The organism is Pseudomonas sp. C9D1 (genome assembly GCF_056491235.1).
On the sequence record NZ_JBSZIE010000001.1, the window covers coordinates 152,084 to 173,327 of the forward strand.

21 protein-coding genes are annotated in these 21,244 nt (G+C 64.0%); 14 read left to right on the forward strand and 7 right to left on the reverse strand.

Annotated features, from left to right (window positions below):
• Positions 1 to 76: 76 nt before the first annotated feature.
• The 11 genes from ACXI0U_RS00690 (at position 77) to ACXI0U_RS00740 (ending at position 13,819) form a co-directional block, all read left to right on the forward strand.
• Positions 77 to 952, forward strand: coding sequence for a LysR substrate-binding domain-containing protein (locus ACXI0U_RS00690; RefSeq protein ID WP_479549593.1), 876 nt, complete (start codon positions 77 to 79; stop codon positions 950 to 952).
• 49 nt (positions 953 to 1,001) lie between these two features.
• Positions 1,002 to 1,415, forward strand: a complete 414-nt coding sequence (locus ACXI0U_RS00695; protein ID WP_479549594.1) for a hypothetical protein — start codon at positions 1,002 to 1,004, stop codon at positions 1,413 to 1,415.
• A 536-nt stretch (positions 1,416 to 1,951) separates the two neighbouring features.
• Positions 1,952 to 2,461, forward strand: a complete 510-nt coding sequence (locus ACXI0U_RS00700; protein WP_479549595.1) for a hypothetical protein — start codon at positions 1,952 to 1,954, stop codon at positions 2,459 to 2,461.
• A gap of 15 nt (positions 2,462 to 2,476) precedes the next feature.
• Positions 2,477 to 2,758, forward strand: coding sequence for a DUF7919 family protein (locus tag ACXI0U_RS00705; RefSeq protein WP_479549596.1), 282 nt, complete (start codon positions 2,477 to 2,479; stop codon positions 2,756 to 2,758).
• Positions 2,759 to 2,778: 20 nt separating this feature from the next.
• Positions 2,779 to 3,099, forward strand: coding sequence for a hypothetical protein (locus ACXI0U_RS00710; protein ID WP_479549597.1), 321 nt, complete (start codon positions 2,779 to 2,781; stop codon positions 3,097 to 3,099).
• 415 nt (positions 3,100 to 3,514) lie between these two features.
• On the forward strand, positions 3,515 to 3,967 hold the full coding sequence (locus tag ACXI0U_RS00715) for a hypothetical protein (RefSeq protein WP_479549598.1): 453 nt from the start codon (positions 3,515 to 3,517) through the stop codon (positions 3,965 to 3,967).
• A 462-nt stretch (positions 3,968 to 4,429) separates the two neighbouring features.
• Positions 4,430 to 5,647, forward strand: a complete 1,218-nt coding sequence (locus tag ACXI0U_RS00720; protein WP_479549599.1) for a glycosyltransferase family 4 protein — start codon at positions 4,430 to 4,432, stop codon at positions 5,645 to 5,647.
• A gap of 108 nt (positions 5,648 to 5,755) precedes the next feature.
• On the forward strand, positions 5,756 to 11,347 hold the full coding sequence (locus tag ACXI0U_RS00725; protein ID WP_479549600.1) for a calcium-binding protein: 5,592 nt from the start codon (positions 5,756 to 5,758) through the stop codon (positions 11,345 to 11,347).
• Positions 11,348 to 11,528: 181 nt separating this feature from the next.
• Entirely contained in the window at positions 11,529 to 12,881 is a 1,353-nt protein-coding gene (gene mpl, locus ACXI0U_RS00730) for a UDP-N-acetylmuramate:L-alanyl-gamma-D-glutamyl-meso-diaminopimelate ligase (RefSeq protein WP_043245934.1), read from the forward strand.
• A 10-nt stretch (positions 12,882 to 12,891) separates the two neighbouring features.
• Positions 12,892 to 13,524 carry a flavin prenyltransferase UbiX gene (gene ubiX / locus ACXI0U_RS00735; protein WP_043245935.1) on the forward strand — a complete coding sequence of 211 codons (633 nt, stop codon included), beginning with the start codon at positions 12,892 to 12,894 and terminating at the stop codon, positions 13,522 to 13,524.
• Positions 13,517 to 13,819 (forward strand): YceK/YidQ family lipoprotein, encoded by a 303-nt coding sequence (locus ACXI0U_RS00740; RefSeq protein WP_021219332.1) that lies wholly within the window; start codon positions 13,517 to 13,519, stop codon positions 13,817 to 13,819. Before ubiX ends, ACXI0U_RS00740 begins: the two co-directional genes overlap by 8 nt.
• A 78-nt stretch (positions 13,820 to 13,897) precedes the next feature.
• Here the strand turns inward: ACXI0U_RS00740 and ACXI0U_RS00745 are convergent, their stop codons facing one another.
• The 7 genes from ACXI0U_RS00745 to ACXI0U_RS00775 all read right to left on the reverse strand — a co-directional run bounded on the left by ACXI0U_RS00745 (position 13,898) and on the right by ACXI0U_RS00775 (position 19,306).
• On the reverse strand, positions 13,898 to 14,365 hold the full coding sequence (locus tag ACXI0U_RS00745) for a YbaK/EbsC family protein (protein ID WP_479549601.1): 468 nt from the start codon (positions 14,363 to 14,365) through the stop codon (positions 13,898 to 13,900).
• Between the two features lie 30 nt (positions 14,366 to 14,395).
• The gene (locus ACXI0U_RS00750) at positions 14,396 to 15,262 is read right to left on the reverse strand and encodes an MBL fold metallo-hydrolase (RefSeq protein ID WP_479549602.1); all 867 of its coding nucleotides are present in this window, start codon (positions 15,260 to 15,262) and stop codon (positions 14,396 to 14,398) included.
• A 59-nt stretch (positions 15,263 to 15,321) separates the two neighbouring features.
• A complete protein-coding gene (locus tag ACXI0U_RS00755) occupies positions 15,322 to 15,933 on the reverse strand; it encodes a class I SAM-dependent methyltransferase (RefSeq protein ID WP_021221505.1) in 612 nt (203 codons plus the stop codon).
• 102 nt (positions 15,934 to 16,035) lie between these two features.
• The gene (locus ACXI0U_RS00760) at positions 16,036 to 16,677 is read right to left on the reverse strand and encodes an oxidoreductase (RefSeq protein ID WP_479549603.1); all 642 of its coding nucleotides are present in this window, start codon (positions 16,675 to 16,677) and stop codon (positions 16,036 to 16,038) included.
• A gap of 28 nt (positions 16,678 to 16,705) precedes the next feature.
• A complete protein-coding gene (locus ACXI0U_RS00765) occupies positions 16,706 to 18,433 on the reverse strand; it encodes a C13 family peptidase (RefSeq protein WP_479549604.1) in 1,728 nt (575 codons plus the stop codon).
• A 90-nt stretch (positions 18,434 to 18,523) separates the two neighbouring features.
• The gene (locus tag ACXI0U_RS00770) at positions 18,524 to 18,736 is read right to left on the reverse strand and encodes a TM2 domain-containing protein (RefSeq protein WP_021221502.1); all 213 of its coding nucleotides are present in this window, start codon (positions 18,734 to 18,736) and stop codon (positions 18,524 to 18,526) included.
• Between the two features lie 114 nt (positions 18,737 to 18,850).
• Positions 18,851 to 19,306, reverse strand: coding sequence for a MaoC family dehydratase (locus ACXI0U_RS00775; RefSeq protein WP_431483388.1), 456 nt, complete (start codon positions 19,304 to 19,306; stop codon positions 18,851 to 18,853).
• 245 nt (positions 19,307 to 19,551) lie between these two features.
• Between ACXI0U_RS00775 and ACXI0U_RS00780 the strand changes: the two genes are divergently transcribed.
• From ACXI0U_RS00780 to ACXI0U_RS00790, 3 genes are read left to right on the forward strand one after another with little or no spacing between them, the layout of a single operon-like run.
• Positions 19,552 to 19,914 carry a CidA/LrgA family protein gene (locus tag ACXI0U_RS00780; protein ID WP_021221500.1) on the forward strand — a complete coding sequence of 121 codons (363 nt, stop codon included), beginning with the start codon at positions 19,552 to 19,554 and terminating at the stop codon, positions 19,912 to 19,914.
• A 2-nt stretch (positions 19,915 to 19,916) separates the two neighbouring features.
• The gene (locus ACXI0U_RS00785) at positions 19,917 to 20,627 is read left to right on the forward strand and encodes an LrgB family protein (RefSeq protein ID WP_031288489.1); all 711 of its coding nucleotides are present in this window, start codon (positions 19,917 to 19,919) and stop codon (positions 20,625 to 20,627) included.
• Between the two features lie 10 nt (positions 20,628 to 20,637).
• Positions 20,638 to 21,228 (forward strand): LON peptidase substrate-binding domain-containing protein, encoded by a 591-nt coding sequence (locus ACXI0U_RS00790; RefSeq protein WP_479549605.1) that lies wholly within the window; start codon positions 20,638 to 20,640, stop codon positions 21,226 to 21,228.
• Positions 21,229 to 21,244 lie beyond the last annotated feature (16 nt).

The following is a 21,244-nucleotide window of genomic DNA, read 5'->3' on the forward strand; positions in this document are numbered from 1 at the left end:
AAGCAATTGGCTAGAAATAAATGAAATCGATTTATGGTATTTCACAAACAAGCTGAGCTTATTAATAGGGACGGTGATGTCGGTTTCCCAGGCGCAACTCAAGGCCTTTCACGCCGTGGCGGTGCACGGCAACTTCACCCGCGCGGCGGAGCAGCTGTTCCTCAGCCAGCCGGCGGTCTCCGACCAAGTGCGCAAGCTGGAGGAGCGCTTCGGCGTGCTGCTGTTCAACCGCAACAAGCGCTCGGTGCAGCTCACCGAACTGGGTGAGCGCCTGCTGGCCATCACCCTGCGCCTGTTCGCCGCCGAGAACGAGGCCGAGGAACTGCTCACCAGTTCCCGCGCCCTGCAAAGCGGCAGCCTCACCCTGGCAGTGGACGCGCCCATGCACCTGCTGCCCTACATCGCGCGCTTCTGCGAGCGCTACCCCGGCATCCGCGTGCGCCTGGTGACCGGCAACAGCGACGAATCCCTGCGCCGGCTGTTCGACTACCAGGCCGACTTCGCCGTGCTCGGCCGCCCGGTAGACGACGACCGCCTGATCGCCCATGTGCTCAGCAGCGGCCCGCTGGTGGCCTTCGTCACCGAAGGCCACCCCTGGGCACGGCGCGACGCCATCCACCTCGCCGACCTGCACCGCACCCCGCTGGTGCTGCGCGAACAGGGCTCCATGACCCGGCAGATGCTGGAAGACGAAATGCGCCGCCTGGGCCTCGACACCCACACCGCCATCGAAGTGGAAGGCCGCGAAGCGGTGTTCGAGATGGTCGTCGCCGGCCTCGGCGTCGGCATCGTCTCCGCCGCCGAACTCGGCTCCAGCCGCGGCGTGCACGTACTGCCCATCCTCGACTTCGAACCGCGCATGACCGAGACGCTGGTGTGCCTGAAGGAGCAGGGGGCGAGGCGGGTGATCGGGGCGTTTTTGGAGGTGGTGGGCGCAGCAGGTGTGGAGTGAGCCACCTATACGGTGTGATGGTTATAAAAACGCTTTCAGGAGATTAGGTTTGGCATTCATGCTCGGCGAAATTGACCCTAGGCCCATGAGGATCGGGGGACGGCTTCTTCAAACGGCATTGGCCAATTGCAATTCCACGCAACCTCCCGAGAAGGGGATTTATCGAGGCCAGCAGAGCGACGCAGTCATCGAGGTTACATCCGCAGGGGGCAGAGTCACGGCAGCGCCAGAGGCGGAACTGTCGTTGTCCATCAGCCGGCCCGTTCCTGTGGTATTCAAGCGTATGGATGATGATGGCGTCCCTCTGCCGATAGACGAGATTTTTGTCCCGCAGAACAGCATCGAACACTTCAGGCGGGTGGTATTCAAGAGTTTGTGGCTGGAGAGAGAACTGATGGGGTTTGGTTGCCTGTCGAGTTTTCCAGTTCTGGTATTTCACAAGGGGCGGGGTGAGGGCGTTTGAGGACCGCATCGAAGGAGTCGTTCCGGATGCGTGCGGTGCAGGAGGGCTCTCTTTTACAGGGCTTAGAGGATTTCCATTTTGGGAGGGCTCCAAGGCATGAAGAAATATACCGAAGAGGAGTTGATTGAGTTCTTGACGAAGGATGGAGTGGAGTTCGATCGGCACTTTGTTCTCGGCCCTAGGCGCTCTGTGTACTACGTCCTGCACAATCTGCTTTTCTTTAATCAGATTTGTAATGACTCGCTTCATGTACAGGTTGTAAGATTTCTTATATCTAAAGGGCGCTACTTTGACGGGATGCGTTAAGGAAGGCCTACCCCGACATCAAAACCTGATCTCTGTTCTTGTTGGCGGCTCTCCATACCGTGTTGGCGAATACTCTCCGATGCAAGGCTTGGTATGGGCTCTCCAATGCTTGCGTGTCTTTTTATACGTAAAAGTTATAGTGGTTTTGCAATACCGTTGCGGGCTCTGCGGGTAAGAGGGGTAGCGATGCAGTGGATTGATAAGATACTTATGGATGTGGAGTGCTAGGCATGGAGAGTGGTTTCTTTCATGGTTTGGTTTTTCTTATGGGGCTGCATCGCCAAGGTGATATGTCGGTTTGGGAGATAGTGCTCTATATAGTTAAAGGGATCGCTCAAGGAGGAGGTCAAGCCGACTTTGACAATCTTCCGCGTTGGCTCAAGTTGGAAGTGGTCAGTGAGTTGGATAGATACAAGAAGGAAGGAGAGTGGGGAGTAATAGTCAGTGGTGTGGTGGAGGATTATGGCGTATATGCGGACGCATTCATTGATAAGGTGGATGTTATGCCTTGGTTGCTTCTGAATGGTACAGGTTTCTGCCAGAACGCAGCAAGCGACGCCCTTAGTGAACTTGAGAACAGCTATTTCCCAGACCTGAGTGTGTATGAGCGATATATTTCGCCTTATAAGCTGGGTGGGGTCCTCAATGTCGGCTGGCTCGATATGTTCGGAGACATCCCAAGGGGACAGCCGTCGGGCGCTCTGCTGGCGCGTCTTCCCGATGTGCTAGAGAGCGTTTAACCATTTATTCCTTTTATGGACCCAGATAGAGATGTACCGCACTGTATCCAGTGTGGGGAAATAAGATATGCAGGGGGAAGTGGCACTATTATTCGGGGTTCTGAATTATGGATTCCGGCTGGTGATTTAATATGCGCCTCTCCGCTTGCTATCGTTCACTTTATTTGTGAGCATCATTACTGTCCTCCAGATGAGTATGTTGAGTGCTTGATGAGCGTTGATCTACGACAGGAGTTTGATTCTAATAAATGTATAGAGACAGGCTGCAGAAATCTGGCTGGCGCGGTACGCGCCTAATATAAATAAGGACGTGTCGAGTGGAGATGTTATACGAGAAGCATGCGCCTCTGGACCTGAAATTGGTCAAGGCGCTCATTGGTGCAACGCCTGAAAGCTGGAGCCAGATCGAGATGCACGCAGTACGGGTGGAAGAGGGGGAGTATCAGGGGCTAACCGTAACGATCAGCAGCCCTGAGGGTAGACAGGATCTACTGGAGCCTGCGGATGAAGTGGTCGATCTGCTGTATCAACATCTGGATGTATTTCGTGAGCACGGCACATTGTGGCGAGAGGTCTTCTATTCGGTGTTCCTGAAAGAAGACGGGGATTGGGGTTTCAAATTGAAGTTTGAATATTGAATGCGTGCTGGGTGTGTAAATATTATTTTCTATGTGCGCTGAAATATGATTGGTGGGTACTATCCTTAAACAAATCAGGAGGTATTGAATTTGTCCGTTGATAAGCCTGTTTTTACTGAAGATTTTGTGGATAACTATTATTCAAGAATGGGTTGACGCTGAGTAGTTATTTCATATACAGAACCCCGAGCTCGAAGGTCATATGCTTTAAAGAGGGGGTGGGCGGAAATTCTACTTGGCAATTAGCAATGACGAGCTTTTTCAGGCTGCATTTACGAGGCTGGTCGCACTTGGAGTCACAGTAGAGACTCTTTGAAAAAGGTTTGTTTGCATATCCTGTCGCTCCAATTGCATAGGCTGCGGTCAGGGGTAAAAGCTCCAAGTACTGATGTGTCTAATTTTTGAGTGAAAATTAATGAAAAACACAGAGGCCTTACTTTCCAGGCTCAAGAAGGTTGAGTGGTCTAGCAGGGGAGAGGCAAGCAAGGAGGACGAAGATCAAGTACATGAATTTCTCAGGCAAGCTGCTCGCATTGTTTCGACCCACGTCAAGCAACAGGGTGTCCACCCTTTTTCTAACTTTCGGAATGCAATAAACAGAAATGCACCGATCATCAGCACATTAGAAGTGGAGGAGATTTTAAGTGGAGCGGGGGCCCATGAAAAGGTGCTTTGCATGAACGCGTTCCATTGGGCAGACGGATGTGACGAGGAGGATCAAGTTTGCCTGTCCGCCCCAGATCTATACAAACCCATAATAAGCATCGTTGAAAAGAGGGTTTTCTTTAACTTGCGCCGCGGCGAGCTCTGCATCGGAAATTCCTCGTTCCCTCTTCGTGACTGGCTAGTGAATTTCTACACTGCATAGGCCTCCATAAGCATAAAGGCCTCACTATAAAAACAGGGGGTTCATGATTTGTCAGTCTTTATAAAAGCAATTTTCTTATTCTTTCAATGCCCTAGGGCACAGTTGCGAAGCTCGGGGCTCGATACAGGTTAACGCTCAGTATCTGGAGTTGATGTCTTACGTTTATATACCAGGCCTTTCAGCCGAGACCCGTTGAGGCTGCGTGGGTGTCCATTGCGCACGTCTGATCAAACCACCTGCCCCGGTAACCAGCCTGCATCGGCATCGGCTCTCGCACTTCCCTCTATCGCCGGACTATCGCTCCCCCATTCGTGAGTCGCATCACGCGACCCGCTTTCCTTGCTCCCCCGTCCCGGTTCATCCTTCGCCTGTGGCGTAGTGCCATGATTTTCTGCCGCTTCTCGCCTGGACAAACCCGAGGGGTGGCAGCCATGGAAGACCTGCAAAAGGAGTTGCGGCGGGATGCGTGTGCTGTTCATTCACCAGAATTTCCCTGGCCAGTTCCGTCATCTCGCCGCCCATCTGGCGAAGCGGGACGGTGTCGAGGTCCTGGCCATCGGCCGCGAGCAGGCGCCTGGGCTGCCGGGTGTGCGGTTGTTGCGCTACAAGCCCCATCGCAAGGCGAGTGCGCAGACGCACCCTTATGTGCGCACCTTCGAGGATGGCGTGCTGCATGGCCAGCAGGTGCTGCGCCTGTTGCTGGACCTGAAGGGCAAGGGCTACCGGCCGGATGTGGTGGTCGCCCATCCCGGCTGGGGAGAGAGCCTGTATGTGAAGGAGGCTTTCCCGTCGGCGCGGCTGATCCACTTCTGCGAGTACTACTACCAGGCCCGTGGTGCCGATGCCGGCTTCGACCCGGAGTTCCCGCTCGATACCAACGGCGCTGCGAGCATCCGCAGCCGCAATGCGCTGCACCTGCTCAACCTGGAGAACTGCGATCTCGCCATCACCCCGACCCAGTGGCAGCGCAGCCTGCACCCCGCGGCCTATCGCGACGCCATGCAGGTGATCCATGAAGGCATCGATATCGCCGGCCTGGGCCCTGATCCCGAGGCCAGCCTGGAGTTGCCCGATGGCCGGGTGCTGAAGGCCGGGCAGCCGATCCTCACCTACGTGGCACGTAACCTGGAGCCCTACCGGGGCTTCCACAGCTTCATGCGGGCCTTGCCGCGCATCCTTGAGGCGCACCCGACCTGCCAGGTGCTGGTGGTCGGTGGCGATGAGGTGAGTTATGGCAGCCGCCCCAAGGGCGCTGCCAACTGGCGCAGCAAGCTGCTGGCGGAGAACCCGGTCGACCTGCAGCGGGTGCACTTCCTCGGCAAGGTGCCCTATGCCACCTACAAGCGGGTGCTGCAGGTTTCCGCCGCGCATATCTACCTGACCTACCCCTTCGTCCTGTCCTGGTCCCTGCTGGAGGCCATGGCCAGCGGCTGCCTGGTCATCGGTTCGGATACCGCGCCGGTGCGCGAGGTGATCGAGGACGGCCGCAACGGGCTGCTGGTGGACTTCTTCGATGGCGAGCGGATCGCCGAGAAGGCCTTGCAGGCCCTGGCCGAGCCCGAGCGCTTCCGGGCCTTGAGGCGGCAGGCGGTGGTTGCCGCACGGGGCTATTCGACTGACAGCGGCATCGCCCGCTACCTCCAGGTGCTGGGCCTCGACTCGGTGATGCAGCCCGCCTGATTGCGACAGCCCCCCGTTCATTTATCCACACCTGCGGATACCTCTTCGGACTACCGAAGGGGCGCGGGGGGTGGCGGTTCGATCGTGTGATCCATCAAAGGAGAGGGTATGGATTTTCAAGGCACAAACGGCAACGACACCCTGGTTGGCGGCGATACGGACGACCAGTTCTATGGCGCTGAGGGGGATGACCTGCTGGTCGGTGACGCTGGCGTGGATACGCTAGCCGGCGGCCTGGGCAACGACACCCTGCGGGGCGGCTCGGGGGCCGACATCTACCGCTTCGGCCGAGGCAGCGGTCGCGATGTGATCGAGGACGGCGGTGGCGATGGCTTCGTCAATCGCCTCGAGTTCGAGGTGGGCATCCTGCCGGAGGATGTCAGTTGCAGGCGCGTCGGCGTGGACCTGGTGCTGAGCCTTGTGGACTCGAACGATCAGGTCATCCTGCGCAACTACTTCTCCAGCGTCGGCCTGCCGGAGATCGCGGAAATCTTCTTTGCCAATGGTGCCCGCTGGTCGCCTTATGACGTGAGGACGCGTGTGGAGAACGCCCCCCAGGGCCAGTTCCTGCAGGGAACGCCGGGCGCTGATTTCCTCCAGGGGACTGGCCAGGCCGACACCCTGGAAGGCGGCGCCGGCAACGACATGCTGGACGGCCTTGGCGGTGATGACCTGCTGCTGGGTGGTGAGGGCGATGACACGCTGGTGGGCGGGCAGGGGTTCGACACCCTGATCGGCGGCCAGGGTAACGACACCTATCGCCTGGCGGGCAGTTGGGGCCAGGTGCTGATCAATGAGCAGGCCATGGAGAGCGGTGTCGATGTGATCGAGATCCTCGACGTGTCATCGCAAGACGTGCGGCTCAGCCGAGTTGGCAATGACCTGATCCTGCTCCGCCAGGGAAGCAGCGACAGGATCACCATCAGCAACTATTTCAATGCCGATGCCCTTGCACCCTACGCCATCGATGAGATCCGTTTCTCCGACCAGATGTGGCGGCCGTTGCAGGTCCTGCAGATGCTCAACGCCGGCACGCCCGGCAACGACACCCTGACGGGAACGGCCGTCCCCGACACCCTTTCCGGTGGCTTGGGCGATGATCAGTTGTTCGGCCTGGGTGACAACGACCAGCTGGACGGTGGCGCGGGCGACGACAGCCTCTTCGGCGGTGCGGGTGACGATCTGTTGCTCGGCGGTGATGGCGACGACTGGCTGGACGGCGGGGAGGGCTACAACCAGCTTATTGGCGGCATGGGCAATGACACCTATGTGGTGGACAGCCAAGGCTACGCCGCTATCACCGAGAACATCGGTGGCGGGATCGACACCGTGCGCAGCAGCATGACCCATACGCTGGGTTACGGCCTGGAAAACCTGGTCCTGACCGGCAGCGCCCGCATCGACGGCTATGGCAACCAGCTGGACAACGACATCACCGGTAACGCCGGCGATAACCGCCTCAAGGGCGAAGCCGGAAACGACCGGCTGTATGGCCTGGATGGCAAGGACACCCTGGAGGGCGGTGCCGGCAATGACAGCCTCTACGGCGGGGCGGGCGACGATACCCTGCTCGGCGACGACGGCGATGATTGGCTGGATGCCGGAAGCGGGGCCGATCTGCTCATCGGCGGTGCGGGCAACGACACCTACGTCATCAGCCAGATCGAGCAACGGATCAGCGAGATGGCCGGGGGTGGCGTGGATACGGTGCGCAGCAGCATCAACTACGGCCTTGTCGGTGCACTCGAGAACCTGGTTCTGACCGGCACGGCGGACCTGAACGGCTTCGGCAACGAGCTGAACAACGAACTGACCGGCAATGCGGGCAACAACATCCTCGAAGGCCGAGCGGGTGATGACCGCCTTGACGGGGGCGCTGGCGACGATCAGCTCAGCGGCGGTTATGGCAACGACACTTACCTGTTCTCGCGTGGCTGGGGTCGGGACACCATTTTCGACAATGGTGACGGCCGCGATGTGATCCTGTTCGGCGCGGATGTCCTGCCGAGCGATATCCAGGCGGTGCATCTGGGCGACGACCTGATGCTCACCCTGAAGGGGGCGTCGGACTCCATCCTGGTCAAGGGCTACTTCCTCAATAACGGGGCGAGCGTCAACTCGATCGAAGAAATCCGCTTCGCCAACGGCGTGGTCTGGACCTTCGGGCAGGTGCGCAGCCTGGTACTCCAGGGGGGCGATGGCGATGACCTGCTCAATGGCTTCAGTACCGCCGATACGTTGAACGGCGGAGCGGGTAACGACACGCTCTTCGGCGCGGAGGGCAACGACCTGCTGATCGGCGGTGCCGGCAACGATGTGCTGAATGGCGGCACCAGCTCCGACACCCTGCGTGGCGGGCTGGGCGACGACACCTATGTGATCGACTCCCTCGGCGATGTGATCCAGGAGAACCCCAACGAGGGCATCGACACCCTGGAATCCAGCGTCAGTATCAGCTCGACGCTGAGTGCCAATATCGAGAACCTGCGCCTGACCGGCAGCGGCAACCTGACCGGCTTCGGCAACGGCGCGAACAACCTGATCACCGGCAACCAGGGCGCCAACTACCTGATGGGCAACGCCGGCAACGACACCCTGAGCGGGGAGGGCGGCAACGACACCCTCGAAGGGGGCGTCGGCAACGATGTGTACCGTTTCGCCAGGGGCTGGGGTTCGGACACGGTGCAGAACTTCGAGTCCGGCTCCAATGGCCTGGACGTCATCGAGTTCGCTGCCGATATCCTGCCGAGCGATATCCAGGTGTCCCGCAGCGGGGCCAACCTGGTGCTGAGCCTGGGCGGCAGCGGCGACCGCATCAATGTCATCAACTACTTCCTGAGCGATGGCGCCACCTCCAATGCGGTGGATGAAATCCGCTTCGCCAATGGCACCCGCTGGACCCTAACGACCATCAAGGCCCTGGCGCTGCAGGGCACCAGCGGCAACGACACGCTGACGGGCTACGCCACTGCCGACAGCATCAGCGGCGGTGCCGGCAATGACAGCATCCTCGGGGGCGATGGCAACGACACGCTCGACGGCGGCAGCGGCGACGATGTGCTCGAAGGGGGCGCCGGCAACGATCGGCTGGTCGGGGGCGCAGGCAACGACACCCTGAACGGCGGAGCCGGCAACGACGTCTTCGTGGTCGAGTCCGCAGGCGATGTGGTGATCGACAGCAGCGGCACCGACACGGTGGAGGCCAGTGTTTCCTTCACCCTGGGTGCGGGCATCGAGAAGCTGACGCTCACCGGCAGCGCCAACCTCCAGGGTATCGGCAACAGCCTGGACAACACCCTGACTGGCAACACCGGCAACAACCTGTTGCAGGGCGGCGCCGGCAACGATGCGCTGAATGGCGGCGCAGGCAACGACCAGTTGCAGGGTGGCGAGGGCGACGACCTCTACAGCTTCGCCCGTGGCTGGGGCCAGGACGTGATCGAGGATACCGACGGTGCCCTCGACGCTATCGAGTTCGCCACGGGCATCGCGCCCGGCGATATCACCGTCGGCCACGATGGCGACGACCTGTTGCTGAACCTGTGGGGCAGCACCGACAGCATCCGTGTGGTGGGCTACTTCGGTGCGACTGGAGCCGTGGAGCAGATCCGCTTCGCCGACGGCACCCAGTGGCTGCCGGACCAGCTTCGCTCGCGGGTGCTGCAGGGAGACTCCACTGATGATCGTCTGGTCGGTTTTGCCAGCAACGACGTCCTCGACGGCAAGGGGGGCAACGACAGCCTGTTCGGGCTGGCCGGTGACGACACCCTGTATGGCGGGGCCGGCAACGACCTGCTCGAGGGTGGCGATGGCAATGACCTGCTCGATGGCTACACCGGCGTCGATACCCTGATCGGTGGCGCGGGTGATGACCGCTACTGGGTGGATGCGGGCGACAGCGTGATCGAAGGCGTGGACGGCGGTATCGACACGGTCGAGTCGCGGGTTTCCTGGACCCTGGGCGACAACGTCGAGAACCTGGTCCTCAGTGGCCCGGCGACCGAAGGCATCGGCAATGCGCTGAACAACGATATACGTGGCGGCGACGGCAACAACCTGCTGCGCGGGGAGGCGGGCGACGACCGCCTGAACGGCGGGCAGGGCAAGGACACCCTGATCGGCGGCACGGGCAACGACACCTACGTGTTCAACAACTACTGGGGGCAGGACGTCATCCACAACCAGGACGACGGCATCGGCAAGCACGATGTCATCGAATTCGCCGACTTCAACACCGAGCACATCCGTTTCCGTCGTGTCGACGACAACCTGGTGTTCGAGCGCAACAACACTCTGGACAGCCTCATCGTCGTCGGTTTCTTCGCCGGTGATGGCAAGGGGCCGGCCTCCATCGAGGAGGTTCGTTTCCGTAATGGCGATGTCTGGACCGGCGACTTCATCCGCAACAGCCTGCTGCACGGTTCCTATGGCAACGACACGGTGCAGGGCTACTCCACGGACGACGCCCTCTTCGGCGATGACGGCCAGGACGAGCTGCGCGGCTTTGCCGGTAACGACACCCTCAATGGCGGAGCCGGCAACGACACGCTGTTCGGTGGCGCCGGTAATGACTCGCTGCTTGGCGGCCTGGGCGGCGACCGCATGGAAGGCGGTGCCGGCGACGACACCTACCAGGTGGACTCGCTGAGTGACCTGGTGATCGAGAGCGCGGGCGGGGGGATCGACACCGTTGAATCCAGCCTGACCCTGACCCTGGGCGCCAATGTCGAGAACCTCACCCTCACCGGCACCGCTGCCATCAACGGCACCGGCAACGATCTGGACAACCTCATCATCGGCAACGATGCGAACAACGCGCTGTACGGTGGCATCGGCAACAACAGCCTGTTCGGCAGGGGCGGTGATGACCTGCTGGTGACGGGCTCCGGGCAGGACTACCTCGATGGCGGTGACGGCAACGACACCCTGAACGGCAACCTCGGCAACGACACGCTGTTCGGCGGGGCCGGCAATGACGTCCTCAATGGCGGCGATGGCGATGACCGCCTGTACGGCGGCGAGGGCAACGACAGCCTCTATGGCGGCCGTGGCAACGACACCTTCGTGATCGACTCGCTGGGTGACAGCGTCTTCGAGTACCTCAACGAGGGCATCGATACGGTTGAGGCCTCCATCAGCCACAGCCTGGCCTTCGGTGTGGAGAACCTGACCCTGACCGGTGAGGCCGCTATAGACGGGACCGGCAACACCCTGGACAACCAGCTGTGGGGCAACGCGGCGGCCAACCGGCTGTCCGGCGGCGCGGGCAATGACACGCTGATGGGGGGGGCCGGCAACGACACCCTGTCCGGTGGTGCCGGCTCGGATACCTATGTCTTCGGCCTGGGCGACGGCCAGGATGTCATCCAGAACAACGACAGCGTGGCGGGCAGCCTGGACCTGTTGCAGTTCGGCAGCGGCATCTCGGTCGAGCAGCTCTGGTTCCGCCAGAACGGCAACGACCTGGATGTCAGCCTGGTGGGCGGCACCGAGCGGGTAAGCATCGAGAACTGGTACGGCGGCAGCGCCTACCACCTCGACCAGTTCAAGTCGGCCGACGGCAAGACCCTGCTGGACAGCCAGGTGCAAGGGCTGGTGGATGCGATGGCCGCCTTCGGCGTGCCGGCGGGGGCCGAGGGCAACCTCACCGCCGCCCAGCGCGACGAGCTGAACCTGGTGATCGCCACCAACTGGCAGTGACTGCCTGAACGCGTGACGAGGAGCCCCGCCATTCGGCGGGGCTTTTTCGTTGCGGGGTGGCGAATGAAATCACCTTCCAGCGCTCTACATATGCCGCAGGGCCAGGCTCCGGGCGGGGCCGCTGTGCTAACCTGCGGCAAGTTTTTTTCGGGCTCCGGCAGCCCGTTTCCAGAGGTATTCCATGCATATCCATATCCTCGGCATCTGCGGCACCTTCATGGGTTCGCTGGCGGTGCTGGCCAAGGAACTCGGCCACCGCGTCACCGGCTCCGACGCCAATGTCTACCCGCCCATGAGCACCCAGCTGGAGGCCCAGGGCATCGAGCTGATGCAGGGCTACGACCCCGCGCACCTGGACCCGGCGCCGGACCTGGTGGTGGTGGGCAATGCGCTGTCGCGGGGCAATCCGGCGGTGGAGCATGTGCTGAACAAGGGGCTGCCCTATGTTTCCGGCCCGCAGTGGCTGGCGGACCACGTGCTGCAGGGCCGCTGGGTGATGGCGGTGGCCGGTACCCACGGCAAGACTACCACCACCAGCATGCTGGCCTGGGTGCTGGAGCATGCGGGCATGAGCCCGGGCTTCCTCATCGGTGGCGTGCCGCAGAACTTCGGCATCTCGGCGCGCCTGGGCGGCACGCCGTTCTTCGTGGTGGAGGCGGACGAGTACGACAGCGCCTTCTTCGACAAGCGCTCGAAGTTCGTCCACTACCGTCCGCGCACGGCGATCCTCAATAACCTGGAATTCGACCACGCCGACATCTTCCCCGACCTGCCCGCCATCGAGCGGCAGTTCCACCACCTGGTGCGCACCATCCCCGGCGAGGGCCTGATCATCCACCCCACCACCGAGCCGGCCCTGGTACGGGTGCTGGAAATGGGCTGCTGGACGCCGGTGCAGACCACCGGTGAAGGCGGCCAGTGGCAGGTGCGCCTGCTCAGCGAGGATGGCTCGCGCTTCGAGGTGCAGTTCGACGGCAAGGTGCAGGGCACCGTGGAATGGACCCTGACCGGCCAGCACAACGTGGCCAATGCCCTGGCCACCCTCGCCGCCGCGCGCCATGTGGGCGTGGTGCCGGAGCTGGGCATCGCCGCCCTGAGCGCCTTCCGCAACGTCAAGCGGCGCATGGAGAAGGTCGCCGAAGTGAACGGCGTGACCCTCTACGACGACTTCGCCCACCACCCCACCGCCATCGCCACCACCCTCGACGGCCTGCGCAAGCGCGTGGGCGAGGCGCCGGTGATCGCCATCATCGAGCCGCGTTCCAACTCCATGAAGCTCGGCGCCCACCGCGACGGCCTGCCGGAGAGCGTGGCCCAGGCCGACCAGGTGATCTGGTACGCGCCGCCGAACCTGGGCTGGGACCTGGCCGCCACGGCCGCTGCCTGCCCGGTGCCGGCGGTGGTCTGCGATTCGCTGGAGGCGATCATCGAGCGGGTGAAGGGCCAGGCGCGCCCGGGCACCGAGGTGGTGATCATGAGCAACGGCGGTTTTGGCGGCCTGCACGGCAAGCTGGCCAAGGCGCTGGAAGGCTGAGGACGACGACATGAGCGGACCCGAACGCGTCACCCTGGCGATGACCGGCGCTTCCGGCGCCCAGTACGGCCTGCGCCTGCTGGACTGCCTGGTGCAGGAAGACCGCGAGGTGCACTTCCTCATCTCCAAGGCCGCGCAGCTGGTGATGGCCACCGAGACCGAGGTCACCCTGCCACCCAAGCCGCAGTCGATGCAGGCCTTCCTCAGCGAGTACACCGGCGCCGCGCCGGGGCAGATCCGCGTCTACGGCAAGGAAGACTGGATGGCCCCGGCGGCCTCCGGTTCCGGTGCACCGGGCGCGATGGTGGTGGTGCCTTGCTCCACCGGCACGCTGTCGGCCATCGCCACCGGTGCCTGCAACAACCTGATCGAGCGCGCCGCGGACGTGGCGTTGAAGGAGCGGCGCAAGCTGATCCTGGTGCCCCGCGAGGCGCCTTACTCCAGCATTCACCTGGAGAACATGCTCAAACTCTCCAACCTCGGCGCGATCATCCTGCCGGCCTCGCCGGGTTTCTATCATCAGCCGCAGACCATCGATGACCTGGTGGACTTCGTGGTGGCGCGCATCCTCAACCTGCTGGAAATCCCCCAGGACATGCTGCCGCGCTGGGGCGAGCACCACCTGCAGAGCAGCGATGACTGAACCGCGCCGCGCCCGCCTGGGCTTGCTCATCGGCCTGGTGCTGGTGCTCCAGGGCTGCGCCGCCGTGCGCACCCTGGACGCGGCCAAGCCCGGCGCGCCGATTATCTACTCCGGCACTCGGCTGGATTGGTATTCCCTCAATGGCGGTTGCTGCCCCAAGGACCGCTTCGGCGCCGAAGCGCCCGGCTGGGCGGCGCTCGACCTGCCGTTCAGCGCGGTGCTGGAGACGCTGTTGCTGCCGTTCGCGGTGGCGGCGGAGCTGGGCGTGGGGCTGGGTGTGACCGGGGGGAATTAAGGCGCTCCGTAGGGTTGCGTGGTGATGGGTTTCGTACCTCTACCCATCCTACGGATGATTCCTTCTGATCGGCCGACGTCAGGCCGGGTCCTGGCAGACATCCCCCCATTGCGCGGCGACCAGTTCGGCCATGTGCTGCGGGGCGATGCGCACGGCGCTGTGGATGGCGCCGGCGGCGGGGACCACTTCATCGAAGGCCTGCAACGACAGGTCGCAATAGACCGGCAGCGGGGTGGCCAGGCCGAAGGGGCAGACGCCGCCGACGGGGTGGCTGGTCAGCGCCTGCACGGTTTCGGCGTCGAGCATCTTGGCCTTGGCGCCGAAGGCTTCCTTGAACTTGCGGTTGTCGATGCGCGCATCGCCACGGGCCACCACCAGCAGGTGCTGCTCGCCGACGCGGAAGGCCAGGGTCTTGGCGATGCGGCCCGGCTCGACGCCGTGGGCCTCGGCAGCCAGGGCGACGGTGGCGGTGCTGGTTTCCAGTTCGATGATGGCGAGTTCGGGGGCCTTCTCGGCGAGGAAGGCGCGTACGGATTCGAGGCTCATTCGGGGCTCCTTGATTTCTGTCCGGCTGGCTCAGGCGGCCAGCTGGTGCACGGCGGCGAGGTTGTCGTCGAGGCCGTAGCGGCCCTTGCCGTCGCGGGTGACGCGGCCCATGGCGACGTCCGGGTCGTGGGTGAAGAGCAGGCGGCCATTGCGCTCCAGCAGGCTGGCGAGCAGGGCTTCCTTCTCTTCTATCAGGCCTTCGGGGAAGCGGTCGTAGCCCATGGTGATGGGCAGGTGCACCCAGGGCGCGCCGGGGATCAGGTCGCCGCTGAACACCACCGGGCCGTCGGGCATGGCGATCTCCGGCAGCAGTTGCCCGGGGGTGTGGCCGTCGCTCCAGTGCAGGCGCCAGTCGGGGCCGAGGATCTCGGCGCTGGGCTGCTCGTCGATCAGCACCAGGCGGCCGCTGGCTTCCAGCAGTTCGAGCATTTCCGGGATGTAGGAGGCGCGGTCGCGCGGATGCGGGTTGCAGGCGCGCTGCCACTGGCGGCGACCGGTGACGAAGCGGGCGTTGGGGAACAGCAGGCGCATGGGCTGGTCCTGCTCCCAGGCGGCGAGCAGGCCGCCGGCGTGGTCGAAGTGCAGGTGGGTGAGCAGCACGATATCGATGTCGGCATCGGACAGGCCCGCCTCGGCGAGGCTGTCGAGCAGCACGTGGTGCGCTTCCTGCACGCCGAAGCGGTGCTTGAGCTCGGGCGGGAAGAAGGCGCCGATACCGGTTTCGATGAGGATGTTGCGCTCGTCTTCCTGCACCAGCAGGGCGCGGCAGCCGAGGTCGATGCGGTTCTGCGCATCCGGCTGCATCCAGCGCTCCCAGAGGGCGCGCGGGGCGTTGCCGAACATGGCGCCGCCGTCGAGTTTCTGGCTGTTGCCGGTGAGCGAGGTGAGGGTACGCATGGGGCGGTTCCGGGCTGGCTTTCAAGCGCCCAAGGCTAACCCGGTTGCGGGGGCGCCGGTCAATCCGCCCAGCCGCGATAGACGAAGGTCATGGGGCGCGGGCCCTGCAGGTAGCCGGTGTGCAGCTCGCGGATGGCGAAGCCGCCGGCCTCGATCAGGCGCGGGATGTCGCGGTTGAGGTGGCAGCCGCCGGCGAAGGGTTTCCACAACGGCGTGAGGCGATGCTGCCAGCGCACCACCGGGGCGTCCGGTGCCAGGCCGTGTTCGGCGAACAGCAGGCGCCCGCCGGGCTTGAGCACGCGGCGCATTTCCTTCAGTGCCGCCGGTGCATCGGGGATGGTGCAGAGGGTGAAGGTGCAGACGATGCTGTCGAAGCTGGCGTCGCTGGCCTGGATCTCGCCCAGTTCCAGGGCGATGGTTTCCACCGGGATGGTGATGGCGTCGGCACGCTGGCGAGCCAGGGCCTGCATCTGCGCGGCGGGGTCGACGCCGATCACCACCTGCACCTTGGCCGGGTCATAGAAGCCGAGGTTGAGGCCCGTGCCGATACCGATCTCCAGCACCCGGCCTTCGGCCTGGGGCACGATCTTCGAGCGGGTCTTCATCACTTCGCCCATGCCGCAGGCGTAGTCGATCAGGCGGGGCAGGACGTGGCGATCGTAGAAACCCATGGCGGGCAGTCCATTGCGGTTGACGAGGCATTCACGTTAGCAGGGCGCATCCCCGCGCGGCGCGGGGATTTCGGCCAATGGCGGGAGGATTCCCGCCCGGGTTCAGCGGCCCAGGCGGCGCAATTCGTCCGATTCGACGATGCGCGTGCCCTGGTCGGTTTCCAGGGCCAGGCGCCACAGGGCTCGGGCCAGGGTGCAGGCGCCGATGCCACGGTACTTGCCCGGCAGCCAGCGCATGAGCGGGGCGGTCAGGCGTTCGCCGAGGCGGAATTCGCTGCGCGGGCCGAGCAGCAGGGACGGGCGTACCAGGGTCAGCTGTTGCCAGTCCTGGGCCTTGAGCGCTGCCTCCATCTCGCCCTTGGTGCGGTTGTAGAACACCGAGGAGCTGGCGTCCGCACCCAGGGCGCTGATCACCAGGTAGTGGCGGGCGCCGAGTTCGCGGGCGCGGGCGCCGACGGCGAGCACCAGGTCGAGGTCGATGGCGCGGAAGGCCTCCTGGGAGCCGGCCTGGCGGATGGTGCTGCCGAGGCAGCAGAAGGCGGTGTCCACCGGACCCTGGAGGTGTGGCAGCAGGTCGGCGATCTCGCCCACCGGGTTGTCCAGGCGCTTGTGCTCGGCGAGGGGGCGACGGGTCGGCGCGAGCACCCGCTCCACCGTGGGTTCGTTGAGCAGTCGGTCGAGCAGGTGTTCACCGGTCAGGCCCGTGGCGCCGGCGAGCAGGATGTGCTGGGGCGTCAGATGCATGCTGTTTCTCCGCTGTTACAGCTTCAGCTTAGTGGCTGGCGGCGGTTTTGCCGCCGGCCGTTGCAGGTTGCGCGGCGAGGGCCTCCTGGGCCTGGGCAGCGCGCAACTTTCGCCAATGGGCGAGCACCGGTTTGGGTGCCCAGATCTGCGGTTCGGAGGGTTCGAAACCGTCGGCCTTCTCCCATTCGGCAACCTCGGTGCGGGCGAGTTCGAAAGCACGTTCCAGGTCGTCGGTCTGGTTCAGGGCGTCGGCCAGCAGGGCGCGGCCGAAGTAGGTGAATTCGTTGTCGTCGGAGCAACCGAAGGACACCCGGTCGGCGCGGGCGGCGGTCATCACCAGGGTCTTGTCGTCCTTGAGCGCGGGGATGAAACCGCCGGAGTAGCAGGCGGAGATCACCACCACCTTGTGGCGCTCCTTCAGCGGCGCCAGCACCGTGGCCAGCTCGCTGGCGGGCAGGTCGCCGAGCTGCAGGCCGGGCTGCTCGAGGGCCAGCTGGTGGTCGGCGGAGCCGTGGCTGGTGAGGTAGATGAACACCAGGTCTTCCGGCCCGCTGCGCTGGGCGATGCCCCGGATGGCGCGGGCCAGGCTCTCGCGGGTGGCCAGGGGACGGTCGGCCATGTGGTCGCGGTGGTTGATCAGGGTGATGTGGCCGTGGGCGCCGAAGCGCTGGTCGAGCAGCGTGGCGACGTAGTCGGCCTCGCGCAGGAATACGCTCTGGCGGCCATCGCCCCCCAGGCTCAGGGAGTACAGCTCCACCGCCGGGGTGGAGGCGGGCAGGGCGTCGATGGCGGCGTCGAGCAGGCGGCCCTGTTCCAGCAGGCCGACCTCCAGGGGGTTGGGCAGCGCCTTGCCGGTTTCATCGCCGATGCGCCGGCCACCGCGCCAGGTGCCTTTCTCCTGGCCGCCGTCGGCCAGGGTCAAGGTGCCCTTGCCGGCATAGCGCCCAGCGGCGAAACCGCCTTCGTAGCGGCTGCCATCGGCGAGGCTGAGGCTGCCTTCGCCCTGGTAGCGCCAGTTGCGGAAAGCGCCGGTGTACAGCTCGCCGTCCGCGCCCTTGTATTCGCCCTTGCCGGTGAGGCTGCCGCCCTTGAACTGGCCGCTCCAGACCGAGCCTTCGGCGTTCTGGTAGCGGCCCTTGCCGTCGAACAGGCCGCCTTTGAATCCACCGCTGTAGAAGCCGCCGTCGGCGCCCTGGTAGTCGCCTTCGCCATCGAGTTGGCCGGCCTTGAACGGGCCGGAATAGCGCGAGCCATCGGCGTCGGTGCGCACGCCCCGTCCGGTCTGTTCGCCGCGTTTGAACTGGCCCTGGTAGCTGCTGCCGTCGGGCAGGGTGAGCTTGCCCTGGCCGTGGTAGCGGTCGTCGCGGAAGGTGCCGCTGTAGACCATGCCTTCGCGGCTGAGCGTGCCTTCGCCGTTGAATTGGTTGGCCTTGAAGCCGCCCTCGTAGAGCGTGCCGTCGCCATAGGTCATGTGGCCGTTGCCGTCGAACAGGCCGTTGCTGAAATCGCCCTGGTACTCGACGCCGTTGGGGCCGTGCCAGGTGCCGCGCCCATTGGGCTGGCCATCCTTGAAGGTGCCTTCGAACCAGGTGCCGTTGCTGTAGTCCAGGCGCCCCGGGCCTTGCAGCAGGCCATCGACCACCGCGCCACGGTAGCGCGAGCCGTCGGGCAGGCGGGCGTCCGGCGGGGTGAGGGGTTCTCCGTCTCCGCAGGCCACGAGGAGCAGGGCGAGCGCGAGGGGCAGCAGCGGTTTCATCGACAGTCCCTTGAAGGTGGATACGGCTGGTGCAAGTGTGGCGTAAAAAAGCCCGCTATTGCGGGCTTTTCTTTTCAGTCAGGCAGGGGCTCAGGTCCACTGGGTGATCTTGTTGCCCTGTTTGTCGGTGAAGGCGCCGACGATGATCATGATGAAGTCGATCAGGGTCCAGATGCCCAGGCCGCCGAGGGTGAGGATCTGCAGGATGGCGGTGCCGATCTTGCCGGCGTAGAAGCGGTGCGCGCCGAAGGTGCCCAGGAAGAAGCACAGCAGGAAGGCGGGGAGAATGCGTTTTTCGGTCATGGAACTGTCCTTGTTGAGAAGGCGGGTGCCGATTGGCGGCGGCATTCTAGCGAACGCGACGGCCTGACGGCGAGTAGCGGGAGGGATGCCGGCGGAGGGCCGCCGGCAGGGGCTTCAGACGAAGCAGAGGCTGAGGGATTCGGCGATGTAGGCAGGCTTGGCCTGGCCTTCGATCTCCAGGGTGGCGCGGGCCTTGATCAGCCACTGGCCTGGGTTCTTCTCGGTGACGTCCATGATGGTGAGCGCCAGGCGGACGCGGGAGTCCACCTTCACCGGCTGGATGAAGCGCACGCTGTCCAGGCCGTAGTTGATGCCCATCTTCATGCCTTCGGGCAGTACCAGCAGCCCTTCGGTGAGAACCGGGATCAGCGACAGGGTGAGGAAACCGTGGGCGATGGTGGTGCCGAATGGGGTGTGCTTGGCCTTCTCCGGGTCAACATGGATGAACTGGTGGTCGCCGGTGCACTCGGCGAACTGGTTGATGCGACCCTGGTCGATGGTCAGCCACTCGGAGTGGCCCAGGTCCTTGCCTATGTAGTTCTTCAGTTCGGATACAGGTACGAACGGCATGCTTCATCCTCCGTGGACGTGGTTTGTTGTTCTTCTTGCTGGGTCTTTGGCCGACCCTGGATTCATCGCCGTCTAGATCAGCATGGCCGGATGCCAGGGGTCAAGCTGGCATGCCCCCTGCGAATGGCGGGTTATAGCGAGGGTGGCGAGCGGGCCTATAATGGCGCGATCCTGGCAACGGCCCCTCTGCAGCGGGCCTTGCGCGCGGTTCGCCGTTTGCTTCCTCGACCTATCCGGAGATTTTCATGCTTTTGCGCGGCCTGACCTGGCTGGTGCTGTTCCAGTTGCTCGGCACCGGGATCAACGCCCTTTTCCTGCACATGCTGCCCGGCCCCATCATCGGCCTGGTGCTGCTGTTCCTGTTCCTCGTCGCCCGGGGCGAAGTGGGTGAGCCGCTGTCGGTGGCTTCCAGCAGCCTGCTGCGCTACCTGCCGTTGCTGCTGGTACCGCCGGCGGTGGGGGTGATGGTCTATGCCCAGGCGATCTGGGCGGACTTCTGGGCGGTGGTCGGTGCGCTGGCGCTGTCGGTGTTCTTCTCGATGCTGTTCGTGGGCTGGCTGATGCAGCGCCTGATCGACCGCAAGGCCCGCCAGGAGGGTCGCCCATGAGCATCGACTGGCACGGTGCCTGGCAGGCCATCGCCCACCATCCGCTGTTCGGCGTCGGCCTGACGCTGGCGGCCTACCAGCTGTCCATCTTCCTCTACGAGAAGACCCGGCTGATGTTCCTGCAGCCGGTGCTGGTGTCCATGGCCCTGGTGATCGCGGTGCTGGTGCCCCTGGGCATCGGCTACGAGGAGTACCGCCAGAGCACCACGCTGCTGACCTTGCTGCTGGGCCCGGCCACCGTGGCCCTGGCGGTGCCGCTGTTCCTCAACCTCAAGCGCATCCGCCAGTTGTTCTGGCCGACGCTGATCACCCTGTTCATCGGCGGCCTGGTTGCTACGGTTATGGGCGTGGGCCTGGCCTGGGCCTTCGGTGCCGAGCACATGATGCTGATGACCATGGCGCCGAAGTCGGTGACTTCGCCCATCGCCATGCTGGTGGCCGAGCAGATCGGCGGCGTGGCGGCGCTGGCCGCGGTGTTCGTGCTGATCACCGGCGTCATCGGCGCCACCCTCGGCCCGGAGCTGCTGCGCCGCATCGGCGTGCGTCACCCGGCGGCCCAGGGCATGGCGCTGGGCATCACCGCCCACGCCGTGGGCACCGCCCGGGCGTTGCAGGAAGGCGAGGAGTGTGGCGCCTTCGCGGCGCTGGCGATGAGTTTGATGGGTGTGGCCACCGCGGTGCTGTTGCCGCTGGCCGTTGCGATGGTCGTTTGAGGTCGTGTCGATGAATCTGCCGCTGTTTCCGCTCAATACCGTGCTCTTCCCCGGCTGCTCGCTCGACCTGCAGCTGTTCGAGGCGCGCTACCTGGACATGATCGGCCGCTGCATGAAGCAGGGCACCGGCTTCGGCGTGGTCTGCATCCTCGAGGGCGAAGAGGTGGGCGACGCGGCCAGCCGTTTCTCCGGTATGGGTTGCGAGGCGGTGATCCGCGACTTCAAGCAGTTGCCCAACAGACTGCTGGGGATCCGCGTGGAAGGCGGGCGGCGCTTCAAGGTGACCCGCGCCGAGGTGCTGCCCGACCAGTTGACGGTCGCCGATATCGAGTGGCTGGACGAGGCCGAGGAGCGCCCGCTGCAACCCGAACACGCCGACCTCGCCGCGCTGCTCAACGCCCTGGCCGAGCACCCGCTGGTGCAGGGGCTGGGCATGGGCGGCCTGGCCAATGGGCAGCAGGAGCTGGCCAACCAACTGGCCTACCTGCTGCCGTTCTCGCTCAAGGAAAAGCTCGAACTGCTGGCGCTGGGCGATCCCGAGCAGCGTCTGGGCCACCTGCAAGGCCTGCTGGACAGGCTGCAGGGCGACATGATCGCCTGAGCCGCCTGCTTCTCCC